This is a genomic window from Streptomyces olivochromogenes, from assembly GCF_021538895.1.
In the GTDB taxonomy this organism is placed as follows: Bacteria; Actinomycetota; Actinomycetes; order Streptomycetales; family Streptomycetaceae; genus Streptomyces; species Streptomyces olivochromogenes_A.
The window spans coordinates 16541-37568 of record NZ_JADDRL010000058.1; the positions used below are offsets into that span (position 1 = coordinate 16541).

At 74.0% G+C, this 21028-nt stretch carries 15 protein-coding genes; 6 read left to right on the plus strand and 9 right to left on the minus strand.

Going from position 1 to position 21028, the window contains the following annotated elements; genetic code table 11:
- Positions 1–159 precede the first annotated feature (159 nt).
- Complete coding sequence (locus tag IPZ69_RS26850) at positions 160–993, plus strand: hypothetical protein (protein WP_235457084.1); 834 nt, start codon at positions 160–162, stop codon at positions 991–993.
- 53 nt (positions 994–1046) lie between these two features.
- Here the strand turns inward: IPZ69_RS26850 and IPZ69_RS26855 are convergent, their stop codons facing one another.
- Positions 1047–2798: a cell division protein PerM gene (locus tag IPZ69_RS26855; RefSeq protein ID WP_235457086.1), complete on the minus strand. Its 1752-nt coding sequence runs from the start codon at positions 2796–2798 to the stop codon at positions 1047–1049.
- 45 nt (positions 2799–2843) lie between these two features.
- On the opposite strand from IPZ69_RS26855, the gene IPZ69_RS26860 reads away from it, so the two are divergent.
- Positions 2844–3722, plus strand: a complete 879-nt coding sequence (locus IPZ69_RS26860) for a sigma factor-like helix-turn-helix DNA-binding protein (protein WP_235457087.1) — start codon at positions 2844–2846, stop codon at positions 3720–3722.
- Between the two features lie 70 nt (positions 3723–3792).
- On the opposite strand, the gene sucD is transcribed toward IPZ69_RS26860, so the two are convergent.
- The 7 genes from sucD to IPZ69_RS26895 all read right to left on the minus strand — a co-directional run bounded on the left by sucD (position 3793) and on the right by IPZ69_RS26895 (position 14212).
- Positions 3793–4677 (minus strand): succinate--CoA ligase subunit alpha, encoded by an 885-nt coding sequence (gene sucD, locus IPZ69_RS26865; protein ID WP_235457088.1) that lies wholly within the window; start codon positions 4675–4677, stop codon positions 3793–3795.
- Between the two features lie 27 nt (positions 4678–4704).
- Entirely contained in the window at positions 4705–5883 is a 1179-nt protein-coding gene (gene sucC, locus IPZ69_RS26870; RefSeq protein ID WP_235457089.1) for an ADP-forming succinate--CoA ligase subunit beta, read from the minus strand.
- Positions 5884–6300: 417 nt separating this feature from the next.
- Positions 6301–8103, minus strand: a complete 1803-nt coding sequence (locus tag IPZ69_RS26875) for a hypothetical protein (protein ID WP_235457090.1) — start codon at positions 8101–8103, stop codon at positions 6301–6303.
- A 193-nt stretch (positions 8104–8296) separates the two neighbouring features.
- Positions 8297–9220 carry a hypothetical protein gene (locus tag IPZ69_RS26880; RefSeq protein WP_235457091.1) on the minus strand — a complete coding sequence of 308 codons (924 nt, stop codon included), beginning with the start codon at positions 9218–9220 and terminating at the stop codon, positions 8297–8299.
- Positions 9221–9360: 140 nt separating this feature from the next.
- Positions 9361–10554 (minus strand): VWA domain-containing protein, encoded by a 1194-nt coding sequence (locus IPZ69_RS26885; RefSeq protein WP_235457092.1) that lies wholly within the window; start codon positions 10552–10554, stop codon positions 9361–9363.
- Positions 10551–13046 (minus strand): DUF5682 family protein, encoded by a 2496-nt coding sequence (locus IPZ69_RS26890; protein WP_235457093.1) that lies wholly within the window; start codon positions 13044–13046, stop codon positions 10551–10553. Before IPZ69_RS26890 ends, IPZ69_RS26885 begins: the two co-directional genes overlap by 4 nt.
- Positions 13043–14212 (minus strand): ATP-binding protein, encoded by a 1170-nt coding sequence (locus IPZ69_RS26895; RefSeq protein WP_235457094.1) that lies wholly within the window; start codon positions 14210–14212, stop codon positions 13043–13045. Before IPZ69_RS26895 ends, IPZ69_RS26890 begins: the two co-directional genes overlap by 4 nt.
- 132 nt (positions 14213–14344) lie before the next feature.
- On the opposite strand from IPZ69_RS26895, the gene IPZ69_RS26900 reads away from it, so the two are divergent.
- The gene (locus IPZ69_RS26900; RefSeq protein ID WP_235457095.1) at positions 14345–15700 is read left to right on the plus strand and encodes an SWIM zinc finger family protein; all 1356 of its coding nucleotides are present in this window, start codon (positions 14345–14347) and stop codon (positions 15698–15700) included.
- 133 nt (positions 15701–15833) lie between these two features.
- Positions 15834–17516 (plus strand): DUF5691 domain-containing protein, encoded by a 1683-nt coding sequence (locus IPZ69_RS26905; RefSeq protein ID WP_235457096.1) that lies wholly within the window; start codon positions 15834–15836, stop codon positions 17514–17516.
- Positions 17517–17584: 68 nt separating this feature from the next.
- Here the strand turns inward: IPZ69_RS26905 and IPZ69_RS26910 are convergent, their stop codons facing one another.
- Positions 17585–18001, minus strand: coding sequence for a cobalamin B12-binding domain-containing protein (locus IPZ69_RS26910; protein ID WP_235457097.1), 417 nt, complete (start codon positions 17999–18001; stop codon positions 17585–17587).
- A gap of 302 nt (positions 18002–18303) precedes the next feature.
- On the opposite strand from IPZ69_RS26910, the gene IPZ69_RS26915 reads away from it, so the two are divergent.
- Together IPZ69_RS26915 and IPZ69_RS26920 are read left to right on the plus strand one after the other, a co-directional pair.
- Positions 18304–19170, plus strand: a complete 867-nt coding sequence (locus tag IPZ69_RS26915; protein ID WP_235457098.1) for an esterase/lipase family protein — start codon at positions 18304–18306, stop codon at positions 19168–19170.
- Between the two features lie 317 nt (positions 19171–19487).
- Positions 19488–21017 (plus strand): M23 family metallopeptidase, encoded by a 1530-nt coding sequence (locus IPZ69_RS26920; RefSeq protein ID WP_235457099.1) that lies wholly within the window; start codon positions 19488–19490, stop codon positions 21015–21017.
- The last annotated feature ends 11 nt before the right edge of the window (positions 21018–21028 follow it).

Genomic DNA, 21028 nt, shown 5'->3' on the forward strand with positions numbered 1-21028 from the left:
CTCCGAGCGGCCCCCACGGGACGGGGGCGTGGCCGGAAGGTAGCGTCTGGGAGGGAGCGGGCTCGGGAACGCGGTCGCCGTGCGGCGCGTTCATCCATTGACAGCTCACGCCAGACAGGTCGTACCAGCCGTATTCACCTAGGGGAAGACGCTCACTTGATGCCGGACCGCAGCCTGCGACTTCTCACGTTCCCCCCGCAGTCGGTGCAGGGAGGGGAGCGCGGCGGCCTGCTGCTCCGGGAGCGGCCGGCCTCGCCGCCGGACGCTCCCTCGGGCCGGCAGGGCGGCGAGGAGCAGGCCGGAGCGCCGCAGGACGACAACCCGTTCGCGCCGCCCCCGGAGGGCACGCCGGACCAGCCGTGGCAGCCCCGGCGCCCGGCGGGCGGTCGGGACAGCTCCTCGGGTCCGTCCGGTTCCCCGGGCCCCTCAGGTCACGGTCCTTCGGGCGAGAACCACTCCCCCTGGGGCAATCAGTGGAGCGACCGCCAGCCGGGCCGCTCCTCCGGCGGCTTCGGCGAGCGTCCCGGCGGCGGCCCCGGCGGCCCCGGCGGCCCGGAGGGACAGGGCGGCGGCCCCGGCCCCGGTATGCGCTGGGACCCCACGGACCCGGTCCAGCGCCGCGCCCGCTACGCGCTGCTGAGCGGCATGTGGGCCTTCTTCTTCGCCCTCTTCAGCTGGCCGTACGTGGCGCTGCTGCTCGGCGCCCTGGCCGTCTACTGGGGCGTCAGCGCGCTGCGCGCCAAGCCCCGCACGCCCGACCCCGACACCCCCGCCGCCGCCGAGCGGACCGGGCGCCCGCAGACCACGGCGGCCGTCAGCGGCATCGTCACCGCGTGCCTGGCCCTGGCCCTGGTCGCCGCGACCTTCACGGCCCAGCTGGTCTACCGCGACTACTACACGTGCGTGAACGACGCCCTGACCAACCAGGCGAAGCAGTCCTGCAAGCAGCTGCTGCCGCAGGAGCTGCGGGGCGTGCTGGGCGTCAACGGCTGAGCGACGGCCGACGGCGCACGGCGGGGGCGGAGGCGGAGGCGGAGGCGCGGGCATCACAGCTCCGTGGGGGGCGTCGGAGTGTTCGGGGGTTCCAGGAAATCCGGGAGTGCCGAGAAGTCCGGGAGCTCCGGGAACTCCGGGAAGTCCGGGAGTGCCGGACCGTCCGCGAGTGCCGGACCGTCCAGGGGTTCCTGAGCGTCCGCGGGTCGCGGCGAGTCCGGGGCATCCGGGGCATCCAGCGGTTCCGGCGGGATCGAGGCCTCCCTGAGGGCCGCCCAGCGCGCCTCGCGTGCGACCTCGTCGTGCCAGGGGAACCCGGCCGGTTCGTCGGCGGGAAGGACGTCGTACGCGTCGAGGGCCTCGTCGGAGCCGTACGCCACGTAGGCCGCCGCCGATGCCGGCGCGGGCGTGGGGGCCGCTTCCGTGCCCCCGGACCGGTCGCCGGTCGAGCGGCTCCCCGTCGACGGCGCGGGCACGTCCGTCCCGGGCTTCCGGACCCCCGGGGCCACCTTCCGTCTCCGCCCGCGCAGCCGCCATGCCCGCACCAGCAGGGCCACCGGTACGCCCACCACGGCGATCCAGACCCCCGTCGCGGCGCCCGTCCACCACCACACGGGTCCCAAGCGCGCGAGCGTGGCCACCCCGAGCGGGCCGCCCGCCAGCTCGGCGAGCACCGCGAGCAGGACCGCGCACACCGCCGCCGCCAGCACGACCACTCCGGCGGTGCGCCGCGCCGTCCAGCTCGACCGTCCCCCGCCCGCCGTCAGCCAGGCGACCGTCATCCCGGCGGCCACCGGCACCACCCCGGCCTCCCAGTTCAGCGGACCGCCGCTGCCCGCGTCCGGCACCGCCGCCAGCAGCGGGAACGGCGGCAGCAGCGGTGCGGGATCCGAGCCGAGCGGGTACACCAGATGCCCGGCGCCGAGCACGAAGCCGGGCCCGAGGGCGTAGGACGCCGACCACACGGCCGCGTTCGGCACCAGGGTCGCGCACAGCAGCAGCACGGCGACCCGCCCCGTCCAGCCCTCCGTCAGCTGGAGCAACGAGGCGCGCGCCGCCCCGCCGTGTCCCACCAGCGACACCCCCAGCAGCAGGGCCCCGCCCCCGCAGAGCACCGCCGCCCCGGCACCGGCCGCCCGCACGGCCGTACCGAGACGTGTCCGGCCGTCCGTCCCGGGGTGCGGCCGGCGCAGCCTCCTGGGCAGCAGCGCCGACACTCCGGACAGCGGCTCGCGCGGGCGGCCGTACGCCGTCCACACCCCGGCCCCGGCCGCCCCGGCGGCGAGGAGCGGGAGACACACCGCCACCCAGGTCCAGTCGGGCCGCAGTTCACCGCCGGAGGTGTAGAGCGTGACACCGGCGCCGACGGCGAGGTAGCCGAGGACGACGCCCGCCCACGCCGTCCACGCGCCGATCGGTGGCGGACCGTCGGCGTCGACGGGCGCGTCCACCGCGTCCCGCGCCGACCGGTACAGCAGCACGACCGGCACCGCGAGGAGCAGCAGCGGGGTGATGCCGAGGGGCGCGGGGACGCCGGAGAGCGTGTCGGTGCGCATCAGCTCCACCCCGTGCGCCAGCAGCCACAGCGCACCGGCGACGTGCAGCGCGTTGCCCGGCCCGCTGTCGGGATACGGCGAGCTGATCCACATCACCATCACGAGGACGGCGAACGAGCCGAGCCCGAGCCCGGCGGCGAGTGCGCCGCTCACGAGGCTGGCGCCCAGTCCTGGCGAGCGGTCGCGCATCCGGTTGAGCAAGGGGGCCGCCGACGGTCGGCGAGCGGTCATCGGGATCACGACGGCCATGCTCCCAACGACACGCGCTTTCCCGGCGTAACAGGCAAACCCCCGATGTGTCGCTCAATATATGTTTATGTTCTTTTTCGTCCAAAGGGGTGCCCTGTGAAACAGAGCAACGAGGCCACACAGGGGGAACTGACGCCCGCTCAAGCCTTCGACGCCCTGTACGCGTTCTGCGCCCCCGCCCTCGTGCGGCAGACGTATCTGCTCACCGGGCGGCGCGAGCTGGCGCGCGAGGCCGTGGAGCGCGCCTTCCAACAGGCCTGGCAGCACTGGCCGGAGGTGGCCCGGGACCGCGATCCTGCGGGCTGGGTGCGGGCGACGGCGTACGACTACGCGCTCTCCCCCTGGCACCGCTTCCGCCTGCGCAACCCGGAGCCCGACCCACCCCCCGCCGACACCGCCGACCGCGCGCTGCTGAACGCGCTCCTGAAACTCCCGCCGTCCTACCGCCGCACCCTCGTGCTGTACGACGGTGTCGGCCTCGGCCTGCCGGAGACGGCCGCGGAGACCGAGGCGAGCACTCCGGCGGCGGCCAGCCGCCTGACCCACGCGCGCGCCGCGGTGGCCGCCCGCGTGCCCGAGCTCGCCGACCCGGCCGCGCTCCACCGGCGGCTCGCCGAACTGGCCTCCACGGAGCGTCCGCATGCCACGAAACCGACCACGGTCCGCACCTGCGGGGAGCGCAGGACCCGCTTCTGGACGCGGGCCGCCATCGCCTTCACGGTCGCCATCATCGGCTCGACGGCCCTGACCCTGCGCACCGCGCCCACCCGTTACGAGCCCCCGCTCGCGCCGCCGCAGGCGGTGCGGGGGGTGCCCCCGAAGGCCGCCCTCGGTCCGCTGTCGCACGCGGAGCTGGACCTGCGCGCGAAGCTGCGGAAGGAGGCGGGCCATGGCCCGGAGAGGCTGATGCCGGACATCCGGTGAGCCGCCCCGGCCATGCGGAAGGGCCCGCACCCCCCGTGAGGGTGCGGGCCCTTGCGTGCCTGATCCGGCGTCAGCCGTGCAGGATCTCCCGGGCCAGCTTGGCCGTCTCGGTCGGCGTCTTGCCGACCTTGACGCCCGCGGCCTCCAGGGCCTCCTTCTTCGCCTGAGCGGTGCCCGACGAACCGGAGACGATGGCACCCGCGTGGCCCATGGTCTTGCCCTCGGGGGCAGTGAAGCCCGCGACGTAGCCGACGACCGGCTTGGTCACGTTCTCCTTGATGAAGGCCGCGGCCCGCTCCTCGGCGTCGCCGCCGATCTCGCCGATCATGACGATCAGGTCGGTGTCGGGGTCGTCCTGGAAGGCGGCCAGGGCGTCGATGTGCGTGGTGCCGATGATCGGGTCGCCACCGATGCCGACGGCCGTGGAGAAGCCGATGTCACGGAGCTCGTACATCATCTGGTACGTCAGCGTGCCGGACTTCGAGACCAGGCCGATGCGGCCCGGCTTCGTGATGTCGCCCGGGATGATGCCGACGTTCGACTGGCCCGGGGTGATGATGCCGGGGCAGTTCGGGCCGATGACGCGGGTCTTGTTGCCCTTCTTGCCGGCGTACGCCCAGGCGGCGGCCGTGTCGTGCACGGCGATGCCCTCGGTGATCACGACGGCCAGCGGGATCTCGGCGTCGATGGCCTCGACGACCGCGTCCTTGGTGAACTTCTCCGGCACGAAGATGACGGAGACGTTGGCGCCGGTGGCCTCGATGGCCTCCTTGACGGTACCGAAGACCGGTACCTCGGTGCCGTCGAAGTCGACCTTCTGACCGGCCTTGCGCGGGTTCACGCCGCCCACGACGTTGGTGCCGTCACCGAGCATGAGCTTGGTGTGCTTCATGCCCGTGGCGCCGGTCATGCCCTGGACGATGACCTTGCTGTCCTTGTTGAGCCAGATAGCCATGGTGTGTTGTGTCCTCGTCCTGAGTGCTTACTTGGCGGCGTGGGCCAGCTCAGCGGCCTTGTCGGCCGCGCCGTCCATGGTGTCGACGCGCTGCACCAGCGGGTGGGCGGCGTCGGTGAGGATCTTGCGGCCGAGCTCGGCGTTGTTGCCGTCGAGACGGACGACGAGCGGCTTGGTGACTTCCTCGCCGCGGTCCTCCAGGAGCTTCAGGGCCTGCACGATGCCGTTGGCGACCTCGTCGCAGGCGGTGATGCCACCGAAGACGTTGACGAACACGGACTTGACGTCCGGGTCGCCGAGGATGATCTCCAGGCCGTTCGCCATGACCTGGGCGGAGGCGCCACCGCCGATGTCCAGGAAGTTGGCGGGCTTGACGTTGCCGTGGTTCTCACCGGCGTACGCGACGACGTCCAGGGTGCTCATGACGAGACCGGCGCCGTTGCCGATGATGCCGACCTCGCCCTCCAGCTTGACGTAGTTGAGGCCCTTCTCCTTGGCGGCGGCCTCCAGCGGGTTGGCCGCTGCCTTGTCGTGCAGCTCGTCCCAGTCGTGGCGGAACTCGGCGTTGTCGTCGAGCGACACCTTGCCGTCCAGGGCGAGGACCTCGCCGGAGGCGACCTTCGCCAGCGGGTTGACCTCGACGAGGAGGGCGTCCGACTTGATGAACGTGTCCCACAGCTTGACGAGGACGTTCGCGACCTGGTCGGCGACCTCGGCCGGGAACTTGGCCGCCGCGACGATCTCGCGGGCCTTGGCCTCGTCGACACCGTCGATGGGGTTGATCGGCGTCTGGGCGACGGCGTCCGGACGGGTGGCCGCCACCTCCTCAATCTCCATGCCGCCCTCGACGGAGGCGATGGAGAGGAAGGTCCGGTTGGCACGGTCGAGGAGGAAGGAGACGTAGTACTCCTCGACGATCTCCGGGGCGGTCTCGGCGATCATGACCTTGTGGACCGTGTGGCCCTTGATGTCCATGCCGAGAATGTCCGTCGCCCGGGCGACGGCCTCGTCCGCGGAGGCGGCCAGCTTGACGCCACCGGCCTTACCGCGACCACCGACCTTCACCTGCGCCTTGACGACAGACTTGCCGCCCAGCCGCTCGGTGATCGCGCGCGCCGCCTCAGGCGTATCGATGACTTCACCGGCCAGCACCGGTACATCGTGCTTGGCGAAGAGGTCCCTCGCCTGGTACTCGAACAGGTCCACGCGCTTCCGTCCCTATCAGTGATCTCGCGGTTCGTTGGATGCGTGGGCGTGCCGCGAAGGGCAACGTGACGTCCGCTGTGTCACAAGGGAAGCGCACACGGTGTCCGAGCGCGCGGCATGTCCGTCTCGCAGGTTATCGCCGCTTGCCGGGGGTCCCTAAATCGAGGGTCACACCTGAGCGGTGATACCTGTCACATGATGCCGGGTTCCCTGGCACGGCGTGCCGCGAAGGCGAGGCCTCACCGGGCTGGGGTTGACCCGGTGAGGCCTCTGGTTTGGCCCCGAACGGGGCCGGGGCGGCTGATCCCCACCCCAATGGGGACCAGCTCACCCGGACCGTGGGGTGTCGGCCGGACGGTCCGACGGCATTCGGCCGTCCGGTGTCCGCCGCCCCACGGAGTCGTCGCGACGGGCGGCTCAGACGCGGTAGGTCTGCCCGTCGTGCGCGGTGTACGTGTGCGGGCCGTACGCGTGCGGGCTGTGCGCGGACGTCGCGTCCCGGACGTGGTCCGGGGTCACCGCCTCGGCGACGCCGGCCACGCCGGTGACCGCGTGCCCGGCGAGCGGGGCGGCGGTGGCGCGGACGGTCCCGGTCAGGTCCCGCGCGAAGGGCGCGGCCTGCCCTGCGACGCCCTGGGCGAACGGGGCGGCCTCGCCGGCCACACCGCCCGCGAACGGGGCGACGTCACCCGTCACGCCGTACGCCAGGCCGGTGGCTCCGTCGGCCACCGGACGCACGGTCCGCACGGCCGTGTCCACGACCGGCCGGACCGCACCGGTGACCCCGTCGGCGAACGGCGGCACCTCGCCCGCCACGCCCTGCGCGAAGGCCCCCGCCTGCCCGGTCACACCGTGCGCGAGCGGCGGTACGGCACCGAAGACACCGCCCGCGAAGGGCCGCGCGTCCCCGCCCACGCCGTACGCGAGCGTGCCCGCGTCCGCCACGGCCTGCCCGGCGACCGGCACGACCCCGTGCACGGCGGCACCGGCGACGGGCGGCAGAACGGCCCCCGTGGCGTCGTGCGCGACCTGCCCGGCCAGCCCGGTGGCGTAGGGCGGCACGTCGGCGACGACGCCGCCCGCGACCGGCTGGACGTCAAAGACGGCGCCCGTGGCGACGCCCCGCACGCCGGTGACCGCGCGGCCGGCGACGGCCGTGACGCCGTCCACCGCGTCGGTCGCGGTGGGCGCGACACCGGCCACCGCGTGCTGGGCGACGGGCGCCACGCCCGCCGCCGTCCGGCCGACGACCGGCACCGCTCCGTGCACGGCGGCCGTGGCCACCGGCGGGACGGCCGCGGCGGCCGTCTCGTCGACCACCGGGGTGACGGTGCCGGGAACGGCCGCCACGGTGCCGACGGCCCGCTGCCGGACTCCGTCGGCGGTGCCGGTGATGTGGCCGGGGACGGAGGCGACGGAGGCCTCGGCGGCGGCCGTCACGTGCCCGGCCCCGGCCCGGGCGGTGTCCGTCGCGGCCTGCGCGCCGACGGCGGTGCGGCCCGCGCCGACGACCGTCTGCCGGGCGGTCGTCCGGACGGCGCCGTCGACGCCCTGGGCGCGGGAGCGGGCGGACGCCTGGGTGGACTGGAGCTTGGTCTGGGCGGCGGCCAGGGCCTCCTCCACTTCGGGGGCGAAGGCGGAGAGCGGGCCGAAGAGGTAGTCGATCTCGCCCTGCGGGGTGGTCGCGTCGGAGACGGTGCCGGTCGCCTTGGCGGTGGCCCGGTAGGTCAGATGGGTGACACCCGCGTGCGCGGCGCGGGCCGCGTGGGCGCCCTTGATGGCCTGGGCGCCCCGGACCTGCGTCCGCGCGGCGGCCGGGACCTCGGCGTCGGCGGAGCGGCGGGCGCGGTCGGCGGTGCCGGTGGCGGCGCCGGCCGTCCGGTGGGCCTTGGCCGTCGTGCCCGGGGTGTCGGAGGCGGCGGACGTGGCCCGGTGGGCGGTGTCCGAGACGGTCGCGGTCGCGTCGCCGGTGATGCCGGAGACGGTGTCCCGCACCTCGGTCACGAGACCGTCGACCGTGCCGGTGACCGAACCGACCGTGCCCGTACCGGTGGCGTCGGCGGCCGTGTCCGGGACGGTCGCGGTCGTGTCCGCGGTCGGGTCCGTCACGGACAGGGACGAGGCGGGCAGTTCGTCGGCGTTGGCCGCGGCCGAGCCGAGCGCCCACGCGCCGGTGACACCGGCGGCTATGACGATGGAGCGGCGGATGTTCTTGTTCATGCGTGCGTCAGATCCTTCGGATTCCGCGACGCCGGAGCCGTGTGGGCTGCCAGGGCGTCGGAAGCGCGACTGGGGACTTGGCCGTCCGGGGATTCGAACCGGGGGAACCAGGGGTTCGGGGGGCCCGGACGGTCGGGCAGACCTGTTCCGCCCCCGCTCGACAGGTCTGTGGCGGGGAGGAGGCCGTGGGTCCCTAGCCGGGGAAGACGGGGATGTCCCGGTACCTGTCGCGGGTCCCGGCCGCGTCGACGCACGCGGCGGCACCGGGCACGAGCCGCAGCGGCGCCCGGCAGTTCAGCGTGACGGCATACACGTCACCGTGCCGCGAACCCCCGCCGTCCACCGCCGCCTTGCCCGGCGCGCCGTCCAGGCCACCGGTGGGCGCGGGGTAGGTCGGGGCGTCGGCGGAGTGCGCGGCGCCCCGCCCGTCGGTGTGTGCCACCGGTCGCGGTGCGGGGGCGAAAGCGGTGCGGGCGAGGTCCGGTCCGTACGTTCCGGTCGTCGTCGCGGGTCGCGCCGTACGGGCCTTCGCGCCCGGGGTGCCTTGCGTGGCCGACGCCCGCGGTGCGCCGGGCCACTCGGTCCCGGGTGCCGCGGTGACCGGCGCCGGCAGCAACCGGTCCGGCAGGTCGGACAGTCCGGGGACGTCGGGCAGGGCGGGCACCGGCAACGCGGGCGACGCGGGCAGCGACGGAAGCTTCGTCTCGGCCTGGTCGATGTCCTGGGCCACCGTCCCGACCAGGTGCCCGACCGGGCGTACGACGCGGTGGGCGACGGTTCGGACGACGTGCCGGGTCACGGGAGTCACCACACGCTGATCGACGTGCACGGCGTGCACGACGGGAGCGGCGTCATCGGCGTGCTCGACGGGAGCGGCGTGCTCGACGGGAGCGGTGACCACTCCGTCGACGACTCCGCGCACCGCGTTCCCGGCCGACGGCCCGGACAGGGCCGAGGTCGCCGAGGGTGTCCCCTCCGCCGCCTGTGCCTGCTCCCCGGTGAGGAGGCCGAGCGCGAACAGACCGCCCACCAGCAGCGCCAGGTGCAGCGCACGCCGTCCGGCCGCTGTGCGCAGAACGCGCACAGCGGTACCGGGCAGGGCTGCTGTCCAGGTCAAGAGGGGGTGGGTCCTCCCGTGCGGCGGAACAAGTGGCGAGGGGGCACGACGCGGGTGCCATCGATCCTTGCACGGCACGCCCGCGGTTGCGCAAGCCCCCTGTTACCGATGGGTAGTCATGTCCCTTTTACCGACCGGCGTCACGTGGTGTCCGGTATCGGAAGCGGGCGCTTCTCGATCGCCGCCGCCATCACGTCCGGGAACAGATCGGGCGTACAGGCGAAGGCGGGCGCTCCCAGGGCGGCGAGCGCGGCCGCGTGTTCGCGGTCGTAGGCGGGCGCGCCCTCGTCGGACAGCGCGAGCAGCGCCACGAACTGCACCCCCGACGCCTTCATCGCCGCCACCCGCTTCAGCATCTCGTCCCGTATGCCTCCCTCGTAGAGGTCGCTGATGAGCACCACCACCGTCTCGGCGGGCCGGGTGATCTGCGACTGGCAGTAGGCGAGCGCCCGGTTGATGTCCGTACCGCCGCCGAGCTGCGTCCCGAACAGCACGTCGACGGGGTCGTCGAGCTGGTCCGTGAGGTCGACGACCGCGGTGTCGAAGACCACGAGCCGGGTGTTGATGGACCGCATCGACGCGAGCACCGCCCCGAACACGGACGCGTAGACCACCGAGGCCGCCATCGACCCGGACTGGTCGATGCACAGGACGACTTCCTTCTTCACGGACTGCGCGGCGCGCCCGTACCCGATGAGCCGCTCCGGCACGATCGTGCGGTACTCCGGCAGGTAATGCTTGAGGTTGGCCGCGATCGTGCGGTTCCAGTCGATGTCGTGGTGGCGCGGGCGGTTGATCCGGGCGCTGCGGTCGAGGGCGCCGGTGAGGGTGGCCCGGGTGCGCGTGGCGAGCTTCTTCTCCAGGTCCTCGACGACCTTGCGCACGACCGCCCGCGCCGTTTCCTTCGTGGTCTCCGGCATCGCCTTGTTGAGCGAGAGCAGCGTGCCGACGAGGTGCACGTCGGCCTCCACCGCCTCCAGCATCTCCGGCTCCAGGAGCAGGGAGGCCAGGCCGAGCCGGTCGATGGCGTCGCGCTGCATGACCTGGACGACGGAGGAGGGGAAGTAGGTCCGGATGTCCCCGAGCCAGCGCGCCACGGACGGCGCCGAGGCCCCGAGCCCCGCCGAACGGTCCCGCCCCGTCTGCGGCCGGTCCCCTTTCCCATAGAGCGCGGTGAGCGCCCCGTCCATCGCCGCGTCCCGCCCGCTCAGCGCGCAGCCGGTGCCGTCGGCGGACTCGCCGCCGAGCACCAGCCGCCAGCGCCGCAGCCGCTCCCGGGCGGGGTCGCCGAACCCGGACGGCTCGGTCCCGGTCGGCTCGGTCCCGGTCGTCATGTGCCCACCCCCACGAGGCCGTTGTCGTCCGTCTTGTCGTCTGTCTTGGCAGCCGTCTTGTCGGCCGTCTTGTCGGTGTTCTTGTCCGCGGTCCTGTCGGCCGTCCTGTCCTCCTCGGCATCCAGGCCGAGCAGCAGCCGCAGCACCGGCAGCACGGCGTCCGCGCGCCCGGTGTCCGGCCCCGGGTCGAAGCCGGGCAGGCCCGGCCCCCTCCCCTGCGGGGCACTCCCCCGCTGCCCGGGTCCCCGCCGCACCAACTCGCCCAGGGTTCTGCGCACACCCGGCTCGTACGCCGAGAACGTGCGCCGCAGCAGCGGCAGTACGTCCGTGAACGCCTCCGCCGGCACCCCGGTCAGCCAGGCGTCGACCAGACCGAGCAGCCGCTCGTCGTGCACGAGCAGCATCCCGCCGCCGGATCCGCCGCCCACGAACCCCTCGATCCAGGCCGCCCCGTCCGCCGGTGCCGTCCCCGGCGACAGCACGAGCCCCATCAGCCGGGCCGCCTCGTCCTGCGCCAACTCGCCCTCGTCCAGGAGCAGTCGCACGGCCCGCCCGCGAATCACACCGGGCACGGTGCCCCGCCGGGACAGGGTGCCCAGGACGGAGCGCCAGCGGGTGCGCAGGTCGCCGTGGCCGACGGTGGCCGCCTCCCCCAGCAGCCCCACCGCCCCGTGGACCTCGTCCACATGGCCTCGCATCTCCTCGGCCGCGTCCGCGTCGAGGGCGGTGCAGGCCGGGGGCAGGCCGACGAAGACGCGTTCGGCGAGACCCGCGGCGACCTCGGCCAGGGCCCCGGTGTCGGTGCCGCGCACGTCGCCGTAGCGCAGGGAGCGGACCAGGGCGGGCAGGGCCTCGGCGAGCCGGCCGACGTCCGTGTCGAGGGCCGCCCGGTCGGCGAGCGTCCGCATCACGACGGGCAGCGCGTCCGGCAGTTCGGCGAGCAGACAGCGCTCGGCGAGCGCGGTGACGTCGGCGAGGGACTGCGCGGCCGTGGCGTCCGCCTCGGCCCTGGCGGTGGCGGCGGCCACCACCGTCGTGCCCCACACCCCGGCCTCGGCGACCCGCACCGACAGCTCCGGCTCCCAGCGCAGCCGCCAGGTCTCCCGGAACGTGCCCGTGCTGCCCCGGGACTCGGCGGGCTCGCCCCAGGCGATGCCCAACAGCCGCAGCCGGTGGAGCAGTCTGCTGCGCCCGGCGTCGGTCTCCTTGCGCAGGTCGAGCTCCAGGTCCCGTTCCAGCGCCTCCGGCTTGAGCCGCAACCGGCGCTGCGCCAGGGTGAGGTCGCGCTGCAACGGCACGGCGGGCGCCGTCTCGGGCACCTCGCCCAGCACGTCGCCGACTACCAGCCGGTCGTGCACCAGCGCCAGCGGCACGTCGGAGCCGTCGCACATCACCGCCCGCACGGCGTCGGTCGTCTCGGTCAGTCCGGGCAGCGGGCGACCGCGCATCGCGGCGAGCGTCTCCGCCAGCCGCACCGCCTCGATGACATGCGCGGAGGAGACGATCCGGTCCTCCTCCCGCAGCAGCCCGGCCACCTTGGTCAGCCACCGCTCGACCGGCCGGTCCGGGGCGCCGAACAGATGCCCGTACCAGCCCGGCGAGTCGATGCCCGCCCCGTATCCGCTGAGCCGTGCGAGCCTGCGGTGCGTCCACGGCACCCACGTCATGTCCACCTTGGCCTTGGGCAGCCCCTTCAGCAGCGCCCGGTCGGCGGACACGGCGGCCTTCCGCCGCAGGGCCGGCACGTGCCACGCCCCGCAGACCACGGCCGTGGCGTCCCCGAACTCGCGCTGCGCCGCCCGCAGTTGCAGCCGCATGTACGCCTCGCGCACGAGATCCCGGTCGTGCCCGCCCACGCCGTACGTCTCCCGCAGCGCCGCCATGGCCTCCTCCAAGGCGACGAAGGGCGCGAAGGCGTCCCGCGGGCCCGGACCCCGGTGCTCGACGACGTCCTCCCACCAGCGTTCGGGATCGTCGTAACCGGCGGTCTCGGCGAGCACGGCCAGCGGATCGACACGGACGTCGGGCAGGGCGGCGGGGGCGGGCGCTCCAGTACCCGCGGCCTCGGCGTCGGCCCCGGCCTCGCCCTCGTCGTCGGCTCCTGCCGGAGTCTCCTCCTCCCTCCCCCACGCCAGCGTGTGCGTGGCCGGCAGGTCGATGAAGCGGGCCGGGATCCCGTGTTCGAGGGCCCAGCGGATGGCCACCCACTCGGGGGAGAACTCGGCCAGCGGCCAGAACGCGGAACGGCCGGGCTCGTCCACGGCGTGGGCGAGGAGCGCCACCGGGGGCCGCATGCCCTCGTCGGCGGCGAGCGGGATCAGGGCGTCGGCCTCGGGCGGGCCCTCGACGAGGACCACCGCGGGCCGGGCCGCGTCCAGTGCGGCCCGCACCGCCCGCGCGGACCCCGGGCCGTGGTGGCGCACCCCGAGCAGCAACGGCCCGGAGTCGAAGGCCCCCTCCACGGCCGCGCTCCCATAGGAGGAGTCGTTCACGCGCTCACCTCCCGGCAGGCGCGGTAGAAGTCCTTCCAGCCGTCCCGCTCGCGGACGACCGTCTCCAGGTACTCCTGCCAGATCACGCGGTCGGCCGCCGGGTCGCGCACCACGGCACCCAGGATGCCCGCGGCGATGTCGCCCGGCCGCAGCACGCCGTCACCGAAGTGGGCGGCCAGCGCGAGTCCGTTGGTCACGACGGAGATCGCCTCGGCCGTGGACAGCGTGCCGCTGGGCGACTTCAGCTTCGTACGGCCGTCGGCCGTGACGCCGTCGCGCAGCTCGCGGAAGACGGTCACGACGCGGCGGATCTCGTCGATGCCGTCAGGCGCGGCGGGCAGGTCCAGGGAGCGGCCGATCTGGTCGACGCGCCGCGAGACGATCTCTACCTCGGCGTCGGGGCTCTCCGGCAGCGGCAGCACCACCGTGTTGAAGCGGCGGCGCAGGGCGCTGGACAGGTCGTTGACCCCGCGGTCGCGGTCGTTGGCCGTGGCGATGAGATTGAAGCCGCGGACCGCCTGCGCCTCCTGCCCGAGCTCCGGAATCGGCAGCGTCTTCTCGGACAGGATCGTGATCAGCGTGTCCTGCACATCGGCCGGGATACGGGTGAGCTCCTCCACCCGCGCCGTCATGCCCTCGGCCATGGCCCGCATGACGGGGCTGGGCACGAGGGCGTCGCGGCTGGGGCCGTGCGCGAGCAGCTGCGCGTAGTTCCAGCCGTACCGGATCGCCTCCTCCGGCGTGCCCGCCGTGCCCTGCACCAGCAGGGTGGAGTCGCCGCTGACGGCGGCCGCCAGGTGTTCCGACACCCAGGTCTTGGCCGTGCCGGGCACGCCGAGCAGGAGCAGCGCGCGGTCGGTGGCGAGCGTGGTGACGGCGACCTCGACGATGCGGCGCGGGCCCACGTACTTCGGTGTGATCACCGTGCCGTCCGGCAGCGCGCCGCCGAGCAGATACGTGGCCACCGCCCATGGCGACAGCTTCCAGCGGGCCGGGCGCGGACGGTCGTCCTGCGCGGCCAGCGCGGCGAGTTCGGCGGCGAAGGCGTCCTCGGCGTGCGGCCGCAGCGCCTCGGCCGCACCGGTTCCACCAGTTCCACCGGTTGCTTCGCCTGTTGCGGCTGCTGCGGCTGCTTCTTCGGTGGTCGTTTCCACGGACACAGACATGGCTGAGGCCCCCTCCAGCTCGGCCGGTTCGGTCTGGCATCCACCGTGCACCACCCCACTGACAATGCGCGCTGACCTGCACAAACGCGCTCGCGAGGCCGATTGTCAGTGGCGGGATCTACCTTCGATGGCATGACTCAGCAGGGGGTGCGCTGGAGTGCGGACCAGGTGCTGGCACTGGCGCCTGACGCCGCCTCACGCAAAGCGGGAAGCAAACTCGCCGCGGCGGGGCCGTGGTCGGAGGCGGGAAGTTCTGACGAGGGGACGGTGTGGGGCCTGTGCAAGGGCAGTGGCAGCAAGCCGTATCAGACGGTCGTCGACATCGCGGACGCGGCCGGGCCCGCGTACAAGTGCACGTGTCCGAGCCGCAAGTTCCCGTGCAAGCACGCGCTCGGGCTGCTTCTGCTGTGGGCGGGCGAGGACGGCGCGGTGCCGACGGGGAAGGCGCCGGACTGGGCCGAGGAATGGCTGGCGGGCAGACGCAAGCGCGCGCAGGAGAAACGGGCGGCGGGCGGCGCGGGTTCCCCCTCCGGGGGCGCTGACCCCGAGGCGGCGCGGCGCCGGGCGGAACGCCGGGCCGAGCGGGTCGGCGCGGGCGCCACGGAATTGGAGCGGCGCCTGACCGACCTGCTGCGCGGCGGCCTCGCCTCGGCGGAGCAGGCGGGGTACGGGCTGTGGGAGGAGACGGCCGCCCGCATGGTCGACGCACAGGCGCCCGGACTGGCCGCACGGGTGCGGGAGTTGGGGGCGATCCCCGGCTCCGGGCCCGGCTGGCCGGTGCGGCTGCTGGAGGAGTGCGCGCTGCTGCACCTCCTCGACCAGGGCTGGCTGCGCCGCGACGGGCTCCCGGAGGGGCTCGCGGCGACGGTCCGTTCCCGCGTCGGCCTGCCCGTGTCGGCGGACGGCCCGCCGGTGCGGGACCGCTGGCTGGTCCTCGCCCAGTACGACACGGCGGACGCGAAACTGACGACGCGCCGGATCTGGCTGCACGGCGCCGAGTCGGACCGCACCTGCCTGCTCCTCTCCTACGGCGCCGCAGGCCGGGCACCCGAGCTGGCGCTGCCGGTCGGGCTGGCCCTGGAGGCGGAGGTGTCCGCCTATCCCGGCTCCGGTCAGCCGCGCGTGGCCCTGGGCGAGCAGTTCGCCCCGCCCGCGCCCGCCGCGATCCGGCCCCCGGGAGTGACGACGTCCCGGGCGGCCGCCCGGTACGGCGAGGCGCTGCGGGACGACCCGTGGCTGGACGCGGTCCCCATGACGCTGGACCGGGTGATACCGACCCCGGACGGCGAGTCCTGGCAGCTGGCCGACGCCGACGAGGACGCGGCGCTGCCGCTGACCCCGTCCGCCCGCTCCCGCCCGGGCCTGTGGCGGCTCGTGGCCCTGTCCGGCGGCGCCCCCGTCAAGGTCTTCGGCGAGTGCGGCCACCGCGGCTTCACCCCGCTGACGGCGTGGCCGGAGGGGCCGGGACAGGCGGTGCCGCTGTGCTGAGCCACGTCTGCGCACCACCGCGCCGATCCCCCGGCACGGGAGACCGTCCGACCGGCCCACCCACCCGCGTCCGACCGCACCCTGTCCAACCGCATCCTGTCCAACCGAGGCGCCCGTACCGGAAAGGAACCCCATGAACAGGACCTCCGCCCCCTCAGAGACGTCCGCGTCCGGCGTCTGGGAGGACCTCGTCACCACCGCGTTGCTCGGCACGGACCGACGCCCGGCGGCGAGCGCGGGCGGGAGCGCGGGCGCGGGGCCGGCCCGGGAGGCGCCGGTGGCGCTACTGGACGCGGCGGCCGTGGAGACCGTACGGCGGCGGGCCGGGCTGCGTCCGGCGCGGGCGGCGCGGCGTCCCGACCGGGCCCCCGCGGACCCGCGCCCGGCGCTGCCCGCCGCCGCGGGGCGCCGCCTCGCCCTGCTGCTGGCCGACCGCCCAGGCACCGGCGGCGGCCGGCGGGGCACCTCGCCGGACCTGATGGAACTGCTGCCCCAGTGGCTGGCCGCGGCCAACGCGCACGGCTTCGCCGCGCCCCCGGAGTCACTGCCCGCGCTGCTGGACGCGGCCCGGGGGCGTACGGACCTGCGCCCCGCGGCGCTGGCGTTCGCGGGGCCGCGGGCGCTGTGGCTGGCCCGGCTGAATCCGGACTGGCGGTTCGCCCTGCGCGCGGCACCGGGCGGCGGCGCGACACTGCCGGATCCCGACGACGCCGGCGAGGTGGAGCGTCTGTGGCAGGAGGGGCTGTTCGCCGAGCGGGTCGCCCTCCTCACCGCGATCCGCACGCACCGCCCGGCGGCCGCGCGCGAGTTGCTCGCGGGGACCTGGGCGACGGAGCGGGCGGAGGACCGGCTGATGTTCCTCGACTCGCTGCGCACGGGCCTGGGCATCGAGGACGAGCCGTTCCTGGAGCTGACGTTGGCGGACCGCAGCCGCAACGTACGGGCGACGGCGGCGGAGTTGCTGTCGGCGCTGCCGGACTCGGCGCTGGCCGCGCGGATGGCGGTCCGGGCCGGGGCCTGCGTGGCGCTCGACCGCACGCGCGACGCGCCGACGATCGTCGTGGAGGCGCCCCTTGAGTGCGACACCAGGATGGAGAGAGATGGTGTCGCGGCCAAACCTCCTGCGGGTAGAGGGGAACGGTCATGGTGGTTGGGCCAGTTGGTGGAGGCGGCACCGCTCGGGACGTGGCCGGGGCGGCTCGGCGGGCGCACGCCCCAGGACATCGTGGCGCTGCCGGTGGCGGACGACTGGCAGGCCGAGTTGCACGCGGCCTGGTGCCGGGCCGCGGTGCGGCAGCGGGACCCCGTGTGGGCGCGGGCCCTGCTGGGAGCGCCGTCGGCGCCCGAGGCGGGCGGGCCGGGGGCGGTCTCGCTGGCCGAGCGGGCGAAGCTGCTGGGCACGCTGTGCGCCGCCGAACGGGCCGAGTGGGTGGCCGGTTTCATCGCGACGCACGGCTTGTCGGAGGCGTTCCAGCTGCTCGGGGTGTGTGCGGTGCCGTGGGCCGCGCCGCTCGGACGGGCGGTGGTGGACGCCCTGAACATCGCTCGGGACGCGGGCAGTTATCCCTGGAGCTTCAGTGGAGTGATGGGGCTGGCCGAGCGCTGTCTGGACCCCGTGGAGGCCGGCCGCCTGGACGGGTTGCTGGCGGTGCCGGACGAGCGGGAGGACGCGTCGCCGGGGGCCGGGGGGTACTGGGCGGAGGCGTTCCAGCGGCTCATGACGACCTTGCGGTTGCGTGCCGTGATGGCCGACGAGTTGGACGCGGCACGGCACGGCCGGGCTCCGGCGGCGACGGCTGCCGGCCCCGGGGGCTGAGCCCCCGGACGCCGCTGCGGTCGGACCGGTCCCGTCCTCCGTCCCCGCGCGGGGCGGAGGGGGCCGGGCTACGCCTCGGCGGGCTGGCGGACGTTCGCCCGCACCCAGTCCACGATCGACGTCGTCGTCGCGCCGGGCGTGAAGATCTCCGCGACGCCCTTGTCCTTGAGGGGCGCGATGTCCGCCTCGGGGATGATGCCGCCGCCGAAGACCAGGATGTCCGCGGCGTCGCGCTCCTTGAGCAGGTCGATGACGGCCGCGAACAGGGTGTTGTGGGCGCCGGAGAGGATGGACAGGCCGATCGCGTCGGCGTCCTCCTGGATCGCCGTGTCGACGATCTGCTCCGGCGTCTGGTGCAGACCGGTGTAGATGACCTCCATACCGGCGTCGCGCAGCGCACGCGCGATGACCTTGGCCCCGCGATCGTGGCCGTCGAGCCCCGGCTTGGCCACCACCACGCGGATCGGTCCGGCTGCCACACCCATCACTGCCTCCATGAAGCGACTACATCCATCCGTACCGACAAGTACCGCACATTCCGCGCGCCCCGTCACCCGCCGAGAAGTGAACGAACGTTATCTCCAGCATCCCTCAAGCGGCAGTTTCGCGGTGCGGACCGAGGGGGAAATCACACGATGGGACACGTTCGGGAGCCGCAGCGTGGTCCGCGGGAACGCGAAGGGCACGTGGGGCGGGCCCACGTGCCTCCAACCACCGCGGGCCCGGCTTCCCACGAGGGCACACGGGGGACGGAGTCGTCCTCCAGTGTGCCGACAGGAGGTCGGCCATGAAGGTCACCCGGGCCCTGGAGCCCCTCGTTCCGTTCTGCCAGCGCCTCCTGCCGACCAGACTGACGGGCCTTTCGCTGGCCCTCCTCAAGGCGACCGCCCTGGAGATCGCGATCCTCGCCGGACACCTCGTCCTGTATCCGACGGGCATCACCCAGGAGCGCCGCTCCCCCGCCCGCCCGCTGCCCTCGCCGGACGGCACGGCACAGTTGCCGGGCCCGGACGGGCTCCCGGTCGTGCTGCTGCACGGCTTCATCGACAACCGCTCGGTCTTCGTCCTGCTGCGCCGCAATCTCGCCCAGCACGGCGGACAGCACGTCGAGTCCCTCAACTACTCGCCGCTGACCTGCGACATCCGCACCGCGGCCGAGCTGCTGGGCCGGCACATCGAGGAAATCTGCGAGCGCACCGGCAGCCCGCGGGTCGACATCGTGGGGCACAGCCTGGGCGGGCTGATCGCGCGCTATTACATTCAGCGGCTCGGCGGTGATCTGCGCGTGCGCACCCTGGTGACGCTCGGCACCCCGCACTCCGGCACCCGGGTCGCCCCGCTGGCCAACGCCCACCCGATCGTGCGCCAGATGCGGCCCGACTCGGAGGTGATCGAGGAGCTGACCCGGCCCGCGCCCGGGTGCCGTACGCGGTTCGTCAGCTTCTGGAGCGACCTCGACCACCTCATGGACCCGCTGGAGACCGCCTGCATCGTCCATCCCGACCTCACCGTGCAGAACGTGCAGGTGACAGGAATCGGGCATCTCGCCCTTCCCGTGCATCCCGCCGTCGCGACCGGGATACGGCAAGCGCTCGACCGGGAGCAGCCGCAGCCGCAGGCCGGCGCGACCGCCGACGGCCTGACCGTGGCGTAGCGCAAGGGCGGGAACCGGGACATTCAGGGGCGAGTCCGGGCGGCACAACAGCCGCCCGGACTCGCCGACTTAGCCGGGGGATGGCCGCTCGACAGCCGCCGGACAGCCGCCGGACATCGAACGTTCTTCGAACACAAAGCCAAAGCCGCGTCCAAGGTCCGCCGAAACACGGCCGAATGCCCGTTTCCTTCGAGCACGAAACCTGTCGAAGATTGTCGCGCCCACGTACCGCCGGGTACAGTCGCCGCACTGCTCTGGCAGCCCCTGTTGTCGAGGCGAAAGAGAAGTTGGTGAACGACCGTCACCCGTCGGGGAGCATGACCACCCCGGCTCCGGCTTCCGATGCCGCCTCGACGCACTACGCGTCGTACGGCGGGCAGGAAGCCTCGTACGGCGACTTCACCACGTACGGCGGCTACGACGCGAGCGGTTTCGCGACCGGCGCCCACGCCACGACGACCTTCGAGAGCGACCCCCTCTTCGGCAACCTCCCGGGCGAGGGCCAGGCGACCGGCGCGTACGACACCACGCACTGGCAGACCGGCGGCCACCAGACGGCGCACCACGACCCGTACGCGGCCCAGCACCACGCCGCCTACGACAGCGGCACCTACGACGCGACCGCGTGGACGATCCCCGCGCAGGCCACCGGCAACGACATCAGCGGCCAGTGGGACGCGAACGCCTGGCTCCAGCCCGAGCAGCCCGCCGCCGGCCCCACCCAGCAGTGGGAATGGGGCACGCAGAGCTTCGACACCGGCGCGTACGACGCCACGCAGTGGAACGCCGACGGCGCCGCCGTGTCCGCCGAGCCCGAGCACCACCGGGCCGAGCACCACCCGTACGAGGAAGCCGCGTACGAAGAAGCCGGGTACGAGGAGACTCCGTACGAGGAGACCTCCTACGAGGACGGCACGTACGACGCAACCTCCTACGAGGACGCCGGCTACGAGGACGGCCCGTACGACGACGACTCCTTTGAGGAAACGTCTCAGGAGAACGGCGACCTGGCCTCCACCGGTGAGCTGCCCGCCGTGGCGCCCCTCCTCGACGACCAGGAGGAGTTCACTCCGGCTCCGGCCACCCGCGCGGGCTCGCGCGGCGCGGCGCGTTCCCGCCGCCGTACGCCCGCCAGGCGCTCCGCGCTGATGACCGTGGCCGTGCCCTCCGCCTGTGTGATGGGGGTCGCCGGGATCGCCGCCGCCTCCGTGGCCGGCCTGACCGGGGGCGACAAGGGCACCACCACCACCGCGGCCGCGGAGACGAAGTCGGTGAAACCGTCCGCCGCCAACAACAAGCTGGACACCCAGCTGGAGAACCTCTCCGCCGGTGCCGACGACTTCGCCGACCGCGCGAGCCGTACGCAGGAGCGCATCGACCTCAAGGCCCAGCAGGTGGCCGAGAAGAAGAAGGCGGCGGCGGAGGCGGCGCTCAAGGAGCGGCTGCGTCCCAAGTTCGTGCTTCCGGTTCTACAGAAAGGGCTCAGCGCCTATTTCGGCCAGGCCGGCGTGAACTGGATGTCCGTGCACACGGGCATCGACTTCCCCGTCTCGTACGGCACGACCGTGATGTCCGCGACCGACGGCGTCGTTTCCACCAAGTGGAACAGCGCCTACGGCAACATGATGATCGTGACGGCGAAGGACGGCACGGAGACCTGGTACTGCCACCTCTCCAGCTACCGCGTCGCCTCCGGTACGAGCGTCAAGGCCGGTGACCCGATCGCGTACTCCGGCAACTCGGGCAACTCGACCGGCCCGCACCTGCACTTCGAGGTGCGCCCAGCCGGTGGCGCGGCCATAGACCCGCTCCCGTGGCTGCGCAGCCACGGCCTCGACCCGACATAGAGCCGGGCCCC

Coding starts and splice junctions, on each gene's coding strand:
- IPZ69_RS26850 (WP_235457084.1), top strand. CDS start 160: ATGCCGGACCGCAGCCTGCGACTTCTCACGTTCCCCCCGCAGTCGGTG.
- IPZ69_RS26855 (WP_235457086.1), bottom strand. CDS start 2,798: ATGGCCGTCGTGATCCCGATGACCGCTCGCCGACCGTCGGCGGCCCCC.
- IPZ69_RS26860 (WP_235457087.1), top strand. CDS start 2,844: ATGTGTCGCTCAATATATGTTTATGTTCTTTTTCGTCCAAAGGGGTGC.
- sucD (WP_235457088.1), bottom strand. CDS start 4,677: ATGGCTATCTGGCTCAACAAGGACAGCAAGGTCATCGTCCAGGGCATG.
- IPZ69_RS26875 (WP_235457090.1), bottom strand. CDS start 8,103: ATGAACAAGAACATCCGCCGCTCCATCGTCATAGCCGCCGGTGTCACC.
- IPZ69_RS26885 (WP_235457092.1), bottom strand. CDS start 10,554: ATGACGACCGGGACCGAGCCGACCGGGACCGAGCCGTCCGGGTTCGGC.
- IPZ69_RS26895 (WP_235457094.1), bottom strand. CDS start 14,212: ATGTCTGTGTCCGTGGAAACGACCACCGAAGAAGCAGCCGCAGCAGCC.
- IPZ69_RS26900 (WP_235457095.1), top strand. CDS start 14,345: ATGACTCAGCAGGGGGTGCGCTGGAGTGCGGACCAGGTGCTGGCACTG.
- IPZ69_RS26905 (WP_235457096.1), top strand. CDS start 15,834: ATGAACAGGACCTCCGCCCCCTCAGAGACGTCCGCGTCCGGCGTCTGG.
- IPZ69_RS26910 (WP_235457097.1), bottom strand. CDS start 18,001: ATGGGTGTGGCAGCCGGACCGATCCGCGTGGTGGTGGCCAAGCCGGGG.
- IPZ69_RS26915 (WP_235457098.1), top strand. CDS start 18,304: ATGAAGGTCACCCGGGCCCTGGAGCCCCTCGTTCCGTTCTGCCAGCGC.
- IPZ69_RS26920 (WP_235457099.1), top strand. CDS start 19,488: ATGACCACCCCGGCTCCGGCTTCCGATGCCGCCTCGACGCACTACGCG.